Annotated in this window: 15 protein-coding genes; 8 read left to right on the forward strand and 7 right to left on the reverse strand. The window is 72.7% G+C overall.

The window, feature by feature from the left end:
- Nucleotides 1–102: 102 nt before the first annotated feature.
- Together ACIF6F_RS12020 and ACIF6F_RS12025 are read right to left on the reverse strand one after the other, a co-directional pair.
- Nucleotides 103–744: an ArsR/SmtB family transcription factor gene (locus tag ACIF6F_RS12020; protein WP_399944798.1), complete on the reverse strand. Its 642-nt coding sequence runs from the start codon at nt 742–744 to the stop codon at nt 103–105.
- Between the two features lie 107 nt (nt 745–851).
- On the reverse strand, nt 852–1,328 hold the full coding sequence (locus ACIF6F_RS12025; RefSeq protein ID WP_399944800.1) for an Lrp/AsnC family transcriptional regulator: 477 nt from the start codon (nt 1,326–1,328) through the stop codon (nt 852–854).
- 122 nt (nt 1,329–1,450) lie between these two features.
- On the opposite strand from ACIF6F_RS12025, the gene hppD reads away from it, so the two are divergent.
- Entirely contained in the window at nt 1,451–2,596 is a 1,146-nt protein-coding gene (hppD, locus tag ACIF6F_RS12030) for a 4-hydroxyphenylpyruvate dioxygenase (protein ID WP_399944802.1), read from the forward strand.
- 567 nt (nt 2,597–3,163) lie between these two features.
- Here hppD and ACIF6F_RS12035 read toward each other — a convergent pair.
- The gene (locus tag ACIF6F_RS12035) at nt 3,164–4,837 is read right to left on the reverse strand and encodes a tetratricopeptide repeat protein (RefSeq protein ID WP_399944804.1); all 1,674 of its coding nucleotides are present in this window, start codon (nt 4,835–4,837) and stop codon (nt 3,164–3,166) included.
- Nucleotides 4,838–4,934: 97 nt separating this feature from the next.
- Here ACIF6F_RS12035 and ACIF6F_RS12040 point away from each other — a divergent pair, with 97 nt between their 5' ends.
- Nucleotides 4,935–6,314 carry an FAD-binding oxidoreductase gene (locus ACIF6F_RS12040; protein ID WP_399944805.1) on the forward strand — a complete coding sequence of 460 codons (1,380 nt, stop codon included), beginning with the start codon at nt 4,935–4,937 and terminating at the stop codon, nt 6,312–6,314.
- A gap of 82 nt (nt 6,315–6,396) precedes the next feature.
- Here ACIF6F_RS12040 and ACIF6F_RS12045 read toward each other — a convergent pair whose 3' ends face one another.
- Nucleotides 6,397–6,873 carry an SsgA family sporulation/cell division regulator gene (locus ACIF6F_RS12045; RefSeq protein WP_399944807.1) on the reverse strand — a complete coding sequence of 159 codons (477 nt, stop codon included), beginning with the start codon at nt 6,871–6,873 and terminating at the stop codon, nt 6,397–6,399.
- Nucleotides 6,874–7,156: 283 nt separating this feature from the next.
- Here ACIF6F_RS12045 and ACIF6F_RS12050 point away from each other — a divergent pair, with 283 nt between their 5' ends.
- Both ACIF6F_RS12050 and ACIF6F_RS12055 read left to right on the forward strand, forming a co-directional pair.
- Entirely contained in the window at nt 7,157–8,704 is a 1,548-nt protein-coding gene (locus ACIF6F_RS12050) for an RDD family protein (RefSeq protein ID WP_399944810.1), read from the forward strand.
- Between the two features lie 89 nt (nt 8,705–8,793).
- Nucleotides 8,794–9,564 (forward strand): RDD family protein, encoded by a 771-nt coding sequence (locus ACIF6F_RS12055; protein ID WP_399944811.1) that lies wholly within the window; start codon nt 8,794–8,796, stop codon nt 9,562–9,564.
- A gap of 61 nt (nt 9,565–9,625) precedes the next feature.
- On the opposite strand, the gene ACIF6F_RS12060 is transcribed toward ACIF6F_RS12055, so the two are convergent.
- A complete protein-coding gene (locus tag ACIF6F_RS12060; RefSeq protein ID WP_399944814.1) occupies nt 9,626–9,928 on the reverse strand; it encodes a hypothetical protein in 303 nt (100 codons plus the stop codon).
- Between the two features lie 442 nt (nt 9,929–10,370).
- Here ACIF6F_RS12060 and ACIF6F_RS12065 point away from each other — a divergent pair, with 442 nt between their 5' ends.
- Entirely contained in the window at nt 10,371–12,734 is a 2,364-nt protein-coding gene (locus ACIF6F_RS12065; protein ID WP_399945544.1) for an immune inhibitor A domain-containing protein, read from the forward strand.
- A 141-nt stretch (nt 12,735–12,875) separates the two neighbouring features.
- Nucleotides 12,876–13,241, forward strand: a complete 366-nt coding sequence (locus ACIF6F_RS12070) for a hypothetical protein (RefSeq protein WP_399944817.1) — start codon at nt 12,876–12,878, stop codon at nt 13,239–13,241.
- A 72-nt stretch (nt 13,242–13,313) separates the two neighbouring features.
- Here ACIF6F_RS12070 and ACIF6F_RS12075 read toward each other — a convergent pair whose 3' ends face one another.
- The gene (locus ACIF6F_RS12075; protein ID WP_399944819.1) at nt 13,314–13,910 is read right to left on the reverse strand and encodes a nicotinamidase; all 597 of its coding nucleotides are present in this window, start codon (nt 13,908–13,910) and stop codon (nt 13,314–13,316) included.
- A gap of 136 nt (nt 13,911–14,046) precedes the next feature.
- Complete coding sequence (locus tag ACIF6F_RS12080) at nt 14,047–15,375, reverse strand: nicotinate phosphoribosyltransferase (protein WP_399944822.1); 1,329 nt, start codon at nt 15,373–15,375, stop codon at nt 14,047–14,049.
- A gap of 108 nt (nt 15,376–15,483) precedes the next feature.
- Here ACIF6F_RS12080 and clpS point away from each other — a divergent pair, with 108 nt between their 5' ends.
- Together clpS and ACIF6F_RS12090 are read left to right on the forward strand one after the other, a co-directional pair.
- Nucleotides 15,484–15,798, forward strand: a complete 315-nt coding sequence (clpS, locus tag ACIF6F_RS12085; protein ID WP_399944824.1) for an ATP-dependent Clp protease adapter ClpS — start codon at nt 15,484–15,486, stop codon at nt 15,796–15,798.
- Entirely contained in the window at nt 15,798–16,409 is a 612-nt protein-coding gene (locus ACIF6F_RS12090; RefSeq protein ID WP_399944827.1) for a DUF2017 domain-containing protein, read from the forward strand. Before clpS ends, ACIF6F_RS12090 begins: the two co-directional genes overlap by 1 nt.
- Nucleotides 16,410–16,427 lie beyond the last annotated feature (18 nt).

Here is a 16,427-nt window from a genome sequence, read left to right on the forward strand (position 1 = left end):
CAAGCGCCGCTGGGGAGGGGCCGCCGCCGTGCGGGCACGGCGGCGCGACGGGCGGCGGGTCAAGTGCCGCCCGGTGTCAGGGTGTCGTGAGGAGGGTGCGGGCTAGTCGGTGGTGCCCTGGTCCTGGGTGCGGGGCAGGGCGTGCACGTGGAAGCGGACCATCCGGGCGTCCTCGGCCGGCTCGGTCCGGTCGTAGCTGTTGATCACGTCGTGGAGCTTGCGGACCAGCTCGGCGGTCTCGGCGGCGGTCAGCCGCAGCGTGAAGTCGCTGAGGTCCGACGCCAGTTGCCATTCCTGCGGCCAGTCGTGCGAGTTCGCGATCCAGGTGCCCGCCTCCTGGGCGTGGATCGTCGCGACCTCGTGCCGGAAGAGGTCCACCGCGCCCCGGACCTCGGGGTTGGGGTCGATGGCCACCGATTCCGGCAGCCGGGTGCCGTAGTGGGCGGACTTCCACCACCGCTCGCGGCCCTTGCCGTGCTCGGGTGCGTCCTCGACGAACCCGTACGCCGCGAGCTGGCGGAGGTGGTAGCTGGTGGCCCCGCTCGACTCGCCCAGCTGCTCGGCGAGTTGGGAGGCGGTGGCGGGGCCGTTGGAGCGCAGCGCCTTCAGCAGGCGCATGCGCAGCGGGTGCGCGAGCCCCCGGAGGGTCCGGGCGTCCAGCTCGTGGACGGTCCGGTCGGGCCGGTCGGACGGGGCCTTCGCGGCCTCGGCGTCGGGCGCGGGGCCTTCGGGATTCTCGGGCATGGCACCACCCTAGAGTTGCAAAGAAGTCTGTGCAAGGGTTTCTTTGCAACTACTCCTTTGCATCTTCGGGGCGCCTTCGGTCGGCCGGTCCGTCCCCCCGCCCGCCGCTACTCCTCGTGGTCCTCCGCGGCCTGCTCGACGAGCGGGATGACGCGCAGCGGCACGGGGTTCTCCATCACGATCGCCGTGGACGCGCGCACGATCCCCTCGAAGCCCACGACCCGGTCGATCACCCGCTGGAGGTCGGCGTTGGAGCGCGCCACCAGCCGGCACAGCATGTCGCCGTGGCCTGTGGTCGTGTGGAGTTCCAGCACCTCGGGAACGGTCGCCAGGTGGGCCCGTACGTCGGCCCCCTGGCCCTGCTTGATCTCCAGCGTCGCGAAGGCGGTCACCGGATAGCCGAGTGCCGCCGGGTCCACCTGCGGCCCGAAGCCGCGGATCACGCCGTTGGCCTGCAGCCGGTCGAGGCGGGCCTGCACGGTGCCCCGCGCGACCCCGAGGCGGCGCGAGGCCTCCAGCACGCCGATGCGCGGTTCGCGGGCGAGCAGCACGATGAGCCTGCCGTCGAGGCGGTCGATCCCCATGAGCCCTCCTGGGCTGGTCATCCTGTACAGAGCGCCCGCCGATCCTGCCACCATGCTGGGCATATTGCACAGCGAAACAACAAACTATTGCGCAGCTTGTGGAACAGCGGGAATCTGCGCTCATGACTGAGACCCTGGATCACACCCCCCACACCGAGCGCGAGGCCGACCCCTTCCCGGTGAAGGGAATGGACGCGGTCGTGTTCGCCGTCGGCAACGCCAAGCAGGCCGCGCACTACTACTCCACGGCCTTCGGCATGAAGCTGGTGGCGTACGCCGGACCGGAGAACGGCAGCCGCGAGACCGCGAGCTACGTCCTCACCAACGGCTCCGCCCGCTTCGTCCTGACCTCGGTCATCAAGCCGACGACCGACCACGGCCGCTTCATCGCGGAGCACGTCGCCGAGCACGGTGACGGCGTCATCGACCTCGCCATCGAGGTGCCGGACGTCCGCGCCGCGTACAAGTACGCCGTCGAGCAGGGCGCGCGCGGCCTGGACGAGCCGTACGAGATCGCCGACGAGCACGGCACCGTCGTGCTGGCCGCGATCGCCACGTACGGCCAGACCCGCCACACGCTGGTCGAGCGGACGAACTACACCGGCCCCTACCTGCCGGGCTACACCGCCGTCGACCCGCTGGTCGCGCCGCCGGCCAAGCGCACCTTCCAGGCGATCGACCACTGCGTCGGCAACGTCGAGCTGGGCCGCATGGACGAGTGGGTCGGCTTCTACAACAAGGTCATGGGCTTCACGAACATGAAGGAGTTCGTGGGCGACGACATCGCGACCGAGTACTCGGCGCTGATGTCCAAGGTGGTCGCGGACGGCACCAAGAAGGTGAAGTTCCCGATCAACGAGCCGGCGATCGCGAAGAAGAAGTCGCAGATCGACGAGTACCTGGAGTTCTACAACGGCCCGGGGGTCCAGCACATCGCCCTCGCCACGAACGACATCGTCAACACCGTGCGCACCATGCGCGCGGCCGGCGTCCAGTTCCTGACCGTGCCCGACACGTACTACGACACGCTCGGCGAGTGGGTCGGCGACACGCGTGTGCCGATCGACGAGCTGCGCGAGCTGAAGATCCTCGCGGACCGGGACGAGGACGGCTACCTGCTGCAGATCTTCACCAAGCCGGTGCAGGACCGCCCGACCGTCTTCTTCGAGATCATCGAGCGGCACGGCTCGATGGGCTTCGGCAAGGGCAACTTCAAGGCCCTGTTCGAGGCGATCGAGCGGGAGCAGGAGAAGCGCGGCAACCTGTAGCCGTGCGGCGCGTCTGGGTACCGGGCCGCGGTGCGGTGCGCCGGGGTACCGGGCCGCCGTGTGGCGCGCTGGGGTACCGGGCCGCCGTAGCCAGTGGGGAGCCGGTACCCCCGCGCCCACCGCGGGGGCTCCGCCCCCGCACCCCCGCGCCTCAATCGCCGGCGGGGCTTGATGTGGGCCCCCGGCACTGAATCCGTGTCCGGAGCCCGGAGCCCGGAGCCCGGAGCCCGGAGCCCGGAGCCCGGAGCCCGGGGTGCGCGGCACTGCCGTCATACCCAGCCTCGCCGGCGTTTGAGGCGTGGGGGTCCCCCCGGACGAAGTCTGGGGGAGGGCGGGGTGGGGAACCTTCGCTTCGGTCCGGCGGCTGCGGGCCGACCGACTTCGGGGCCGCGGGCCCGGGCGCTGGTGGGGGGCGCCCGGGACCCCGGGGTCCCGGCTTCCACCACCACTCACCGGCAGGTGCCACGGCTTCCGGCACGGCTTCCGGCACGGCTTCCGGCACGGCAACCGGCAACCGGCAACCGGCGACCGGCGACCGGCAGGCGGCTACGGGCGACCGGCAGGCGGCTACCGCTTCGGCTCCGTCCGCTTCGGCGCGCCGCCGGCAGGCTCCCGCTCCCGCTCCGGCGCCGCAGGCTCCCGCTTCGGCTCGGCGGGAGCCGACTTCGGCTCGGCCGGAACAGCGGCCCGCGGGGCCCGCTTCGGCTCCGCAGGAGCCACCCGCTTCGGCGAAGCGGGAGCCGGAGCCGGAGCCGGATCCGCAGCCGCAGCCGTGCCCCCACCCACAGCCGCCGCCGCAGGCTTCGGCTTCGGCATCTCCGGCGGCACCCACGGAGTGACCGGCCGCACGTGTTCCGGCCCACCCGGCGCCGGCTGGCCGATGGCCTCCAGGGCCGACTTCGCCAGCGGCGCCCGTACCGGCGAGAACACCGGATTCGTCCGCAGCGCCTCCTGGAGGTGCCGCCGCGCCGCGGCCTCGTCGCCCAGCGCCCGCTCGATCTCCGCCCGGTGGTAGGCGAACTCCGCGCTCCGCAGCCCGGGATCCGTCGCCTTCACCGCGTACTCCAGCGCCCCCGCGTCGTCGCCCGTCCGGTGCAGCGCCCACCCCAGCGCGTCCGCCACCTGCACGCTCTTCGCCCGGCCCCACTCCGCCCGCAGCATCCGCACCGCGGCCGCCGGGTCGCCGTGGTCCGCCTCGAACAGGCCCAGCGTCACCGTCTCGTTCACCCCGTGCGCGGCCTCCCGCGCCACCAGCCCCCGCAGCACCGCGTACGGCTCCGCGGCCTCCTCCCGCTGCCCGGACGACTCCAGCAGCTCGCCCAGCTCCAGCGCGAAGCCCGCCTCGGGCACCTTCTCCAGCGCCTTCCGGTAGTCCGCGACCGCCTCGCCCGTGCGCCCCAGCGCCGCCAGCACCCGCGCCCGGCCGCCCAGCGCCCGGGCCTGCGCCGGGTCCGTGCGCAGCGCGGCCTCGTACCGCGACAGCGCCTCCGCCGTCTCGCCGCGCTCCCAGAACAGCTCGCCCGTCCGGTACAGCACGTACGCCTTCTCCGCCGGCGTCTTCGCCGCGGCCGAGGCCTGCTCCATCGCGGCCATCGCGTCCTCGCGCCAGCCCCGGTCCCGGTACACCTGGGCCGCCCGCAGGTACGCGGCCAGCCCCGGCCGCAGCGAGACCAGCTTCTCCATCGCCTTCTCGGCGGCCTTGTAGTCCCCGAGCCCCGAGTACGCGTCCACCAGCACCGGGTACGCCGTCCACCGCCCCGGCGACTGTGCCCGGACCAGCTCGCCCCACCGCTTGCCCGTGGCGAAGTCCCGCCGGGCGTTGGCGAGCGCCCCCATCCCGACCATCGCGTCGAGGTTCCCCTTCCCCGCGGGCCGCAGCTCCAGCGAGCGCTTCAGCGCCCGCTCCGCCCGCGGGAAGTCGCCGGAGTCCGCGGTGCGCCGCGCCTGTTCCAGGTACGCCGTGCCGAGCACCGCCCACGAGCCGTCGTCCCGTGGGTGTGCGCGCAGCCACCCCTCACGGTCGGCGATGAGCGTGCCCAGGTCCGCCGCGGCCGCCGGGGCACCCATCCCCACGGCCGCCATCGCCCGCAGCTCGGCCCGGGGCGGGCGGTGGTCCACGGCGTCCGGACGGGCGGGCCGGATCACGAGGGCACCGGCGATCAGCACCACCGCCGTGGCGGCGGTCAGCGCGGTCCTGCGCCGGCTGAAGGTCACGGGCGGTCGCTGGGATTCCTCTTCCATGCGCTCACTGTGCGTCAATATGAAGAGCTTTCCGGGGCTGGCCGAACCGGTTCGCCGCCGGGTTCACACCGATGGCCCTTGGTGCCAGGCTGAGGCCATGGACGATCTCCGCGCCGCTCTCGCCGGCAGGCTCCTCGAAGGCCTCCCCGCCGAGGCCGTGCTCACCGACCCGGACGTCACCGCCTCCTACGCCACCGACATGGCCAGCTTCTGCGCCGCCGGCAGCCCCGCGGTGGTCGTCCTGCCGCGTACCGTCGAACAGGTCCAGCACGTGATGCGCACCGCCACCGCGCTGCGCGTCCCGGTCGTCCCGCAGGGCGCCCGCACCGGCCTGTCCGGCGCCGCCAACGCCTCCGACGGCTGCATCGTGCTCTCCCTGCTGAAGATGGACCGGATCCTGGAGATCAGCGCGGTCGACCGGATCGCCGTGGTCGAACCCGGTGTCGTCAACGCCGCGCTCTCCCGCGCCGTCGCCGACCACGGCCTGGCCTACCCGCCCGACCCCTCCAGCTGGGAGCAGTGCACCATCGGCGGCAACATCGGCACCGCCTCCGGCGGACTGTGCTGCGTGAAGTACGGGGTGACCGCCGAGTACGTGCTCGGCCTCGACGTGGTGCTGGCCGACGGACGGCTGCTGCGCACGGGCCGCCGTACGGCCAAGGGCGTCGCCGGGTACGACCTCACGCGGCTGTTCGTCGGCTCCGAGGGCAGCCTCGGCGTCGTCGTACGGGCCGTGCTCGCCCTGAAGCCGGCCCCGCCCCGGCAGCTCGCGCTGGCCGCCGAGTTCCCGTCCGCGGCCGCCGCCTGCGCGGCGGTCTGCGCGGTGATGGAGCGCGGGCACACGCCCTCCCTGCTGGAGCTGATGGACCGTACGACCGTCCGGGCCGTCAACCGGCTCGGGAGGATGGGGCTCCCGGAGACCACCGAGGCGCTGCTGCTCGCCGCCTTCGACACCCCCGACCCGGCCGCCGACCTGGCCGCCGTGGGGGAGCTGTGCCTGGCGGCCGGGGCCACCCGGGTCGTCCCCGCCGAGGACGAGGCGGAGTCCGCGCTGCTGCTCCAGGCCCGCCGGCTCGCGCTGACCGCGCTGGAGACCCTGCGCCCGGCCACGATGATCGACGACGTGTGCGTGCCCCGGTCGAAGCTGGCCGAGATGCTGGCCGGCACCACGGAGATCGGCCGGAAGTACGGGCTGACCATCGGTGTCTGCGCGCACGCCGGGGACGGCAACACCCACCCCGTGGTCTGCTTCGACCCGGCGGACGAGGACGAGGCGCGCCGGGCCCGCGAGTCCTTCGACGAGATCATGGCTCTGGGGCTCGCCCTGGGCGGGACCATCACCGGCGAACACGGCGTCGGGGTGCTGAAGAAGGAGTGGCTGGCGCGCGAACTGGGTCCGGTGGGCGTCGAGATGCAGCGCGCGGTGAAACAGGCCTTCGACCCGCTGGGCCTGCTCAACCCCGGCAAGCTCTTCTGACCGGTCCTGCTCCGACCGGTCCTGCCGGCGCGGGTGGCCGGGCCGTCGCGCCCGCCTCGGCCGTCCCGCCCCTGCCGGCCGGTCACTCGCCCTCGGCGGACTCGTCCGACGGCCACGGGTCCCGCAGCCACAGGTCGTCCGCCGGGGTGGGCGCGAGCAGTTCGGCCAGCGCGTCGTCCAGGCCGAGCCGCTCGGACTCCGTACCCGGCGGGACCGCGTGCAGGGTGCGCTCCAGCCAGGCCGAGACGGAGGTGGCCGGCGCCTCCAGGAGGGCGTCGCCGTCGGGGGAGCTGAGGGCCACGCAGATCACGCTGTGCGAGTCGACCTTGGTGGGCCAGATGCGCACGTCGCCGTGGCCGCACGGCCGGAACACGCCCTCGACCAGCAGCTCGCGGGCGAAGGTCCAGTTGACCGGGGCGCTCGAACCGACGTGGAAGGTGACGTGGACGGCGTACGGGTCGTCCGCGCGGTAGGTCAGGCGGGCCGGGACCGCAATGCTGCGCTCGGGGGACAGGACCAGCTTCAGTTCGAGCTCTCGCTCCACGACGGTGTAGTGCATGGGAGTTCCTCTCTGGGTGTGCGGCGGGCGGTGGCACGTGGCCCGCTACCCCGAGAGAGCACGGTGACGGCCGGGTATGACGCGACTTCCGGGAACCAGCGCGAGGTTGGCCGAAATCTGTCGGTTGACCGGAACCCGTCGTCGCGGCCCGAGGTCGCCCGATGGCGGCCTTTCTCCCGTTCCCGGTCCTGGAGGACGGTGCTTCTTGGCTAAGGTCTCCTCCAGGCACAAGCGGAACGGCACGCGGCACGAGCGGCACTGGCGGACGATCGGAGTTGGGGACATGACGGCCTCCCCTGGTGACGGAGAGACGGCGCCCCGAGAGGGCTACTACCCGGACCCGTCCATCCCGGGCTTCGTCCGGTACTGGAACGGCTCCGCCTGGGTCCCGGGTACGAGCCGCCCGGCCGCATCCGCCGGCGCGCCCGGCGCCTCCGCGCGCCCCGCGCCGGCGCCCGCGCCCCCCACCCCACCCCGCACGCCCCGCACCGAGGACGCCCCCGCGGTGCCGGCGGCGGAGGAGACCGGGCCGGTCTTCTTCGACGAACTCCCGGAAGCGGAGGCATCCGAGGGCGGTGCCGAGGACCGCGCCGGGGACGCCGCCCCCGCGGCCGGTACCGAGGACGCCGGGCCGGAGGACCGCCGCCCCGGCGACCCACGGGCCCGCGACCCCCGTACCGCACCCGAGCCGGCCGACGCCCGCCCCGAGTGGAAGGCCGACGCGGCCCAGCAGTCGGGCTTCGGCGGCGACCGCGACCGCAAGGTCACCTGGGGCGAGCCCGCGGCGGCCAGGGCCGCGAGCCCGACCGTCGCCGACCCGGCCGCGGAGTCCGCGGAGCGGACCCCCGCCGCCGTGCCGGGCGCCACCCCGTCCGTGCCGGCACAGGCCTCGCCCGCCGCCCCGACACCGGCGGTTGCCCTGGCCAAGTCCGGCGCGGCCACGTCCGACGGGCCGGCCGCCCCGCCGTCCCTCTCCAAGGCCGGACCCGGCACGACGACCCCGGACCGCCCGGTCTGGCCGGAGGCCGGCAGCGCCGCGGCCGCCCCGGTGGCGGGCGCGGGCTCCCCGGCCTCCCCGGCACCCGCGAAGTCCGCCGCGCCGAGCGCCTCCACCCCGGCCCCGGCCGCCCCGACCGCGGCCGACGCCCCCGCCGTGACCCCCTCGCCGGCCTCCTCAGCCGCCCCGGCCGCCCCGGCCGCCTCGCCGGGAGCCGCGGTCGACGGCCCCGCGCTGCCGGCCGGCTGGCCCGCCGCCGGCGGGGTCCCCGCCCAGGCCGGTGCCCCCGGCCAGGACGCAGCGGGCTGGCGGCCCCCCACCGACGAGCTGTTCCAGCGCATGGCGGAGGAGTCGAGCCGGCCTGCCGGACTCGGCCGCAGGCTCGGCGCCCGGATCGTCGACTCCCTCGTCACCGGCGCGGTCACCGCCGCCGCGGCGCTGCCGTTCGTGACCCCCGCGACCCAGCACGTCGAGGACAAGATCGACGCCGCCCGGCTCAGCGGAGAGACCGTCACCGTCTGGCTGCTCGACGGCACCACCGGCGGCTACCTCGCCGCCGTCCTCGGCGTCTACCTCGTCTTCGGGGTGCTCTACGAGGCGGTCCCCGTCGCCCGCTGGGGCCGGACCCTGGGCAAGAAGCTGTTCGGCGTGCGCGTTTGCGGACTGGAATCCCGGCAGCCGCCGTCCTTCGGCGCGGCACTCGGCCGCTGGCTGGTGTACGGGGGCCTCGGGGTCCTCGGCGTCGGCCTGTTCAACGCCCTGTGGTGCCTGGTGGACCGGCCCTGGCGGCAGTGCTGGCACGACAAGGCGGCGGGCACCTTCGTGGCCCGCTGACGCCCCCGCGACACCTCCGGACGGCGGCCGTTCCCCCGAACGGCCGCCGTCCCGTTGCGGGGCCGGACGCCCCGGGTTCTGCTCGGGCCATGAGTACCGACCAGCCGCCGCCCGGCCAGCCGCCGGAGGACGATCCGTTCCTCAAGAAGCCGCAGCCGCCCTCGGGCGGCGACCCGTACGGCACGCCCCCGCCCCCTCCGGGCGGTTCGTCGGGCGGCGCCGGGGGCGGGGGTGAGTACCCGCCTCCGCCGCCACCCCCGTACGGCGGAAGCGGTGACCCCTACGGCGGTGGGGGCGGCGGCCCGTACGGCGGCGGGGGCCCGGGCGGTCCCGGCGGCCCGTACGGCGGCGGGGGCTACGGCCCCCCGGACCCGCTGGCCGGCATGCCCCCGCTGGCCGACTTCGGCCGGCGGCTCGCGGCCCGCGTCATCGACCTGCTCCTCATCGCCATCCCCCTCGCGCTCCTGCAGATCCCCTTCAACACCGACCGCTGGGTGGTGAAGACGGACGAAGGTGAGGACGCCACCGAGATCATCACCAAGGCGTACCGGGGCACCGGCCTGGTGTGGCTGATCATCGAGATCGCGGCGTACGTCCTCTACGACTGGTACATGACGAAGAAGAACGGGCAGACCCTCGGCAAGCGCCTGCTGAACCTGCGCGTGGCGATGCTCAACGACGGCAGCGTTCCCGGCAGCAACGCGGCGCTGTCCCGCGCGGCCGTGCTCTGGATCCCCACCCTGCTCTGCTGTGCGTGCCTCTGGCCGCTCGTACTGATCATCACGATGCTCACGGACAAGCCCTACCGGCAGGCCCTGCACGACAAGGTCGCCAAGACCGTGGTGGTCACCACGACCTAGACCACGCCCCGGACCGGGACGGCCCCCCGGACCCGGTCCGTATCGGCGGCACGCACAACGGCTAGTGGTGTACGGGCGCTTCGGCGGGCAGCTGCTCCGCCGTACGCGGCTCCGGCACCCTGGCTCCCGCGCCGGACCCGGCGTCCTCGGAGAGGGCGGCCGCGGAGCTCTTCCGAGCCCCGCGCGCCGCCCTCTTCGGCGCGGGGACCGTGACGGCGACCAGGAGCCCCAGCAGCAGCGCGGCGGCCGAGATGACGGCGACCCCGAACCCCGTGCTGGTCTGCGACAGCAGCAGCATGGCGATGGTCGAGGCGATGACGGTGGCGGACCCGTAGGCGAGCTGTGCGGCAGTAGGACGCGGCATGGCGGTATCCGTCCTCAAGGCATCGGAGGGGGAGTCTGCTCAACTGGGCACCGTCAAGTGACTCTACGACGGTGGATGCCCGGAGGGAACGCCCGGTAAGCGTGACCTAACCCACGGTGCCGGAGCATGGGGGGCGCACGGGGTCATTCCGCACGCCGTCGGCCAAGTGGGCGCGCCCTGCGAAACGGAATGATTCGGACCTATGGGGAACGTCCGAAATGCGGAACGGCCGTCCCGCATAGTGCACTTGACCAGAGCAAGTCAAGGTCTGTCTTTTCTCGCGTTACTCCGGTCAAATGTCGTCACTTGAGACGCGTGCTGCGCCGGACCGACCCCTCACTTTCGCTCCGTGCCTGCGGCCGCGGGAGGGGAACAACATCAAGTGAGCAGGAACACCTCGTCCAAGCGACGAGTCATTCGCGCTGCCGCGGTCACCGTGACCATGGCCGCCTGCGCGGCGACGATGTCCGTCTACACCATGGCCCAGGCCGACGACCAGTGGACCACCGCTGCCGCCGCCGAGAAGGTCGCGGACCAGAAGGACCCGTCGGCGAAGGCGCTGAAGTCCGACCACCAGTACGACGGTCCGTTCAGCAAGCAGCAGGAGCAGGCCCGCAAGGCCGCCCTGGAGGCCGTCGCGTCCGGTGAGAAGCCGGTCGAGACCCGCCGCGGCGGCTCCAAGGTCGTCAAGCTCGACGACCGCAAGTACGTCGAGCTGAACCGCGAGCGCACGGACAAGATCTTCACCATCCTGGTCGAGTTCGGCGACAAGGTCGACAACACGACCATGTTCGACCCGGACGGCGACGGCCCGCTGGAGCCCGTCAAGAAGTACGGCGGCGACCCCGGTCCGCTGCACAACAAGATCGCGAAGCCGGACCGCACGCAGGACAACAGCACCGCGTGGCGCTCCGACTTCAACCGTCAGTACTTCCAGGACCTGTACTTCGCCCCGGCCTCGTCGGGCAAGCACTCCCTGAAGACGTACTACGAGAAGACCTCCTCGGGCCGCTACTCGGTCTCCGGCACGGTCACCGACTGGGTCAAGGTCCCGTACAACGAGGCCCGTTACGGCTCGAACTACTGCGGCCAGTCCAACTGCGCCAACGTCTGGGACACCGTCCGCGACGGCGTCACCGCGTACTACAAGAAGCAGAAGGCCGCCGGCAAGACCGACGCCGAGATCAAGACCACGCTTCAGAAGTACGACGTCTACGACCGTTACGACCACGACGGCGACGGCGAGTTCAACGAGCCCGACGGCTACATCGACCACTTCCAGATCGTCCACGCGGGCGAGGACGAGTCGGCCGGCGGCGGCGTCCAGGGCGAGAACGCCCTGTGGGCCCACCGCTGGTACGCCTACGGCACCGACGCCGGCTCCACCGGCCCGTCGGGCAACAAGGCCGGCGGCACCCAGATCGGCAAGACCGGCATCTGGGTCGGCGACTACACGATGCAGCCCGAGAACGGCGGCCTCGGCGTCTTCGCCCACGAGTACGGCCACGACCTCGGCCTCCCGGACCTCTACGACACCTCCGGTGGCGGCGAGAACTCGGTCGGCTTCTGGTCCCTGATGTCCGCCGGCTCCTGGCTCGGCATGGGCAAGGACTCCATAGGCGACATGCCCGGCGACATGACCGCCTGGGACAAGTACCAGCTCGGCTGGCTGAACTACGACGTGGCCAAGGCCGCGACGAAGTCCACCCACAAGCTGGGCGTCGCGGAGTACAACACCAAGGACAAGCAGGCCCTCAAGGTCACGCTGCCCAAGAAGAAGGTCACCACCACCGTCGTCAAGCCCGCCGCGGGCTCGAAGCAGTGGTGGAGCAACATGGGTGACGACCTCAAGAACACCCTGTCCCGCAAGGTGGACCTCACCGGCAAGGCCAAGGCCGAGCTGACCCTCAAGGGCTGGTGGGACATCGAGAAGGACTACGACTACCTCTACACCGAGGTGTCCACCGACGGCGGCACCAACTGGACCGCCCTCGACGGCACGGCGGGCGGTGTCGCCATCCCGCGCGACGCGGCCAACAAGCCGGCCCTGACCGACGTCTCCGGCGGCTGGAAGAACCTCAAGTTCTCCCTGGACGCCTACGCCGGCAAGAAGATCGACGTCCGCTTCCGCTACCAGACGGACGGCGGCGCGGGCGGCAAGGGCTTCACCGCCGACTCGGTCAAGGTCGTCGCCGACGGCGCGACCCTGTTCTCCGACGGTGCCGAGAACGGCCTGAACGGCTGGACCGCCAAGGGCTTCTCCGCCATCGGCGAGTCCTTCTCGAAGTGGTACGCGCAGTACTACTTCGCCGAGAACCGCCAGTACGTCTCGTACGACAAGACCCTCAAGGTCGGCCCGTACAACTTCGGCTTCGCCACCACCCGCCCGAGCTGGGTCGAGCACTACAGCTACCAGACCGGTCTGCTGATGTGGCTGTGGGACACCTCGCAGAAGGACAACAACACCAGCGTCCACCCGGGCGCCGGTCTGATCCTTCCGATCGACTCGCACGCCAAGCCGATGAAGTGGAAGGACGGCTCGGTCATGCGCAACAAGATCCAGCCGTTCGACGCGCCGTTCTCGAAGTACGACTCGAAGGCGTTCACCCTGCACAAGGCGGACGTCGCGACGGTCATCGGCGCCCACAAGGGCATCTCGGTCTTCAACGACCGGACCGGCACCTACTGGTACGCGTCGAACCCGACGGGCAGCGTCAAGACCGCTGACACCAACACCAAGATCTCGATCGTGGACCAGCCGCTGAGCGGCAACACGATCACGGTCCAGGTGGCCCCGGCCTCCTAAGGCCCGGTAAAACCGCAGGTCAAAGCAGCATCGGCCGTCGCCCTCTAGCGGGCGGCGGCCGATCGCGTTTAGATGCCTGGTGCGGGGTGCTTATTGACACCTTGATCAACGGAGTCCATCTCGACGGGGGAGATGAAAGGGATGCCAGGCGGAGGTTTCGTCAAGTTGCCCGGCGGCAGCGTGGTGGTCGCGCTCACGCTGCCCAGACCATCGGGCGGGCCGTCCGGAGCGGACGGCAAGGTGCGGGTGCTGGTGCACGCCGCGAACCGGGCCCGCGCCCTGACCAGGCTGCGGAACCACGGGATGCGGGCGGTGTACCTGCGCGGGAACGCGGAGCCGCCCACACCCGACGAGGTGACCGCGGTGCTGCACCACCCGGACGGCCTGCTGTGGCGGGGCGCCCCTGAGGACCCGCCGTGCCCCGCCCGGGCCGCCGGGACCTGGGGGCAGCCCCAGGAGCTCTGGCACCCCATACGGGCCCTCCTGCGAGGCACTCCGGCGAGCTGAGCCCCCCGTTGCCGGTCCCGCACCCGGCGGGGCCGGCGGCGCGGCTGGCCGACGGCGGCAGCGCGGGCCGGACTACCGGACCACCGGCTGCCCGGAGAGCTTCACGCCCGCCTCCCGCAGCTCCTCCAGCGCGGTGGCGGTGGTGTGGGGGGCCACTCCGGCGGTCAGGTCCAGCAGCACCCGGGTGGTGAAGCCCGCCCGGGCCGCGTCCAGGGCCGTGGCCTTCACGCAGTGGTCGGTGGCGATGCCGACCACGTCCACCTCGGTCACCTCACGGGCGCGCAGCCAGTCCGCCAGGCCCGCGCCGTTCTCGTCGGCGCCCTGGAAGCCGCTGTACGCCGCCTCGTACGCCCCCTTGTCGAAGACCGCGGCGATGGCACCGGAGGCGACGGCGGGGGCGAAGTTGGGGTGGAAGCCCACGCCCTCCGTACCGGCCACGCAGTGCACCGGCCAGGAGCGCTCGTAGTCCGGCTCGGCCGGCGGGCGGGCGAAGTGGGAGCCGGGGTCCACGTGGTGGTCCCGGGTGGCCACGACGTGCCGGTAGCCCGGGGTGGCCTGGCCGATCAGCTCGGTGATGGCGGCGGCGACGTCCGCGCCGCCGGAGACCGCGAGACTGCCGCCCTCGCAGAAGTCGTTCTGGACGTCTACGACGATCAGTGCCCTGTGCATGGCGCGGTCCTTAGTGAGAAGTGACGGATGTGGTCGGTGGCGGCTCCCCTGGAGGCCTTTCCCCCAGCCGGTGGGTGGGGGAAACCCGGGCGGCCCGGAGGTCCGGGGCGGGCGCCGCGGCCGTGCGCCCGCGCGGTCAGGCGTATTCGGTCGGGATGACCGCTTCGCCCCGCGAGAGCTGCAGCGCGGACATCGGCAGCCCGCTGCACGCGGCCCGGTGCCGGGTCCGGGCGGCCTCCAGCGGCTCGCGACCGGTCACCTCGCCGCCCTTGACCAGCTCGACCAGCAGCTGCCGGCCGGAGAGGGCAGCGGGCACCGGGCCGGTGCCCACCACCTCGGCCTCGGCCACGCCCTGCTCGTCCAGCCGCCGGGCCGCCCACTTGCGGCCGCCGATGGAGAGCTTGCCGCCGCTCGACTTCTTGGCCACCGGCTGGAGCGGGGCCTTCGGGTCGGCCGAGGTCGCCCTGGCCACCAGCTTGTAGACCATCGAGCAGGTCGGGTGCCCGCTGCCGGTGACCAGCTGGGTGCCCACGCCGTACGCGTCGACGGGGGCCGCCGCCAGGGAGGCGATGGCGTACTCGTCCAGGTCCGAGGTGACCACGATCTTCGTGTTGACCGCGCCCAGCTCGTCGAGCTGCTGCCGCACCCGGTGGGCCACCAGCAGCAGGTCGCCGGAGTCGATGCGGACCGCGCCCAGGTCGGTGCCGGCCACGTCCACGGCGGTGCGGACGGCCTCGGCCACGTCGTACGTGTCCACCAGGAGGGTGGTTCCGCGGCCCAGGGAGGCCACCTGTGCGGTGAACGCGTCGCGCTCGGTGTCGTGCAGCAGGGTGAAGGCGTGGGCGCTGGTGCCGACGGTCGGGATGCCGTACCGGAAGCCGGCCGCCAGGTCCGAGGTGGAGGTGAAGCCGCCGACGTACGCGGCGCGCGAGGAGGCCACGGCGGCCAGCTCGTGCGTGCGCCGGGCACCCATCTCGATCAGCGGCCGGTCCCCGGCGGCCGAGGACATCCGGGAGGCGGCGGCCGCGATGGCCGAGTCGTGGTTGAGGATCGACAGGATCACGGTCTCCAGCAGCACGCACTCGGCGAAGCTGCCCTCGACGCGCAGGATCGGCGAGCCGGGGAAGTACACCTCGCCCTCCGGGTAGCCCCAGATGTCACCCGAGAAGCGGTACGACGAGAGCCAGTCCAGGGTGCGCATGTCCACGATGGCGCGCTCGCGCAGGAACTCCAGCACGGCGCCGTCGAAGCGGAAGTTCTCCACCGCGTCCAGCACCCGCCCGGTGCCCGCCACGACTCCGTAGCGGCGCCCCTCGGGCAGGCGTCGGGTGAAGACCTCGAAGACCGAGCGGCGGTCGGCCGTGCCGTTGGCCAGCGCGGCCTGCAGCATCGTGAGCTCGTAATGGTCCGTGAAGAGCGCTGTCGACGGCACGTCCACCGGCAGGCCCAGGTCCGCAGGGTTCATGTCAGGGATGCTACTCCACATCTCGTCAAACTGACGAGATGTCCCGCGTGCCGTTGTGCCGTCAACCGGGCGGCCCCCGCTCGGCGGCGGTCCGGACGAGGTGGCAGCATGGGACGAGTGAGTGTTGCTCCCATTGAGATCGAACGCACCGAATCTGCCGAGGAGACCCGCGCGGTCCCCGAACCGGACGTCCCCTGGGTCACCCTGGTGCACAACGACCCGGTCAACCTCATGAGCTACGTGACCTACGTCTTCCAGGCCTACTTCGGCTACTCGAAGGACAAGGCGCACAAGCTGATGCTGGACGTCCACCACAAGGGTCGGGCGGTGGTCTCCAGCGGGACCCGCGAGGAAATGGAGCGCGACGTGCAGGCCATGCACGGCTACGGCCTGTGGGCGACCCTCTCGCAGGACCGCGGCTGATGGCCGCGCGTCCGGGCACCTTCGTGCCCCTCAAGGGCGGCGGCGCGGCCGTCGCGCTCGACGAGATCGAGATCTCCATCCTCCGCTCCCTGGCCGTGCAGCTGCTGGAGCTCATCGGACCCGGCGACGAGCCCGCCGAGGACGCCGACCCGCTCGCCGCCCTCTTCGCCGAGGGCCCGAGCGAGCCCCCCTCCGACCCCGCGCTGGCCCGCCTGTTCCCCGACGCCTACGGCGGCCCCGAGGGCCCTGCGGACGGCGAGGACCCGGAGCAACTGCGGTCCCGGTCCGCGGAGTTCCGCCGCTTCACCGAGAACGACCTGCGGACCCGCAAGCGCGAGGACGCGCTGGCCGTCGTACGCAGCCTCGACACGCTCACCCCCGCCGGGGACGGCGGCGCGGTGCTCGAACTGACCGGCGAGCAGCCGCTGCGCTGGCTGGGCGCCCTCAACGACCTGCGCCTCACCATCGCCGCCCGGCTGGAGATCGCCGAGGACGAGCAGGTCGAGGAGCTCTACCGGCTGCCCGACGAGGACGTGCGCAAGCCGATGGTGATGGCCTACCTGTGGCTCGGCGGACTCCAGGAGACGCTCGTCGACACGCTGGCGGCGTGATGTCCTGAGGGCCCCGGT

Source organism: Streptomyces sp. NPDC086023, from assembly GCF_044540325.1.
Classification (GTDB): domain Bacteria; phylum Actinomycetota; class Actinomycetes; order Streptomycetales; family Streptomycetaceae; genus Streptomyces.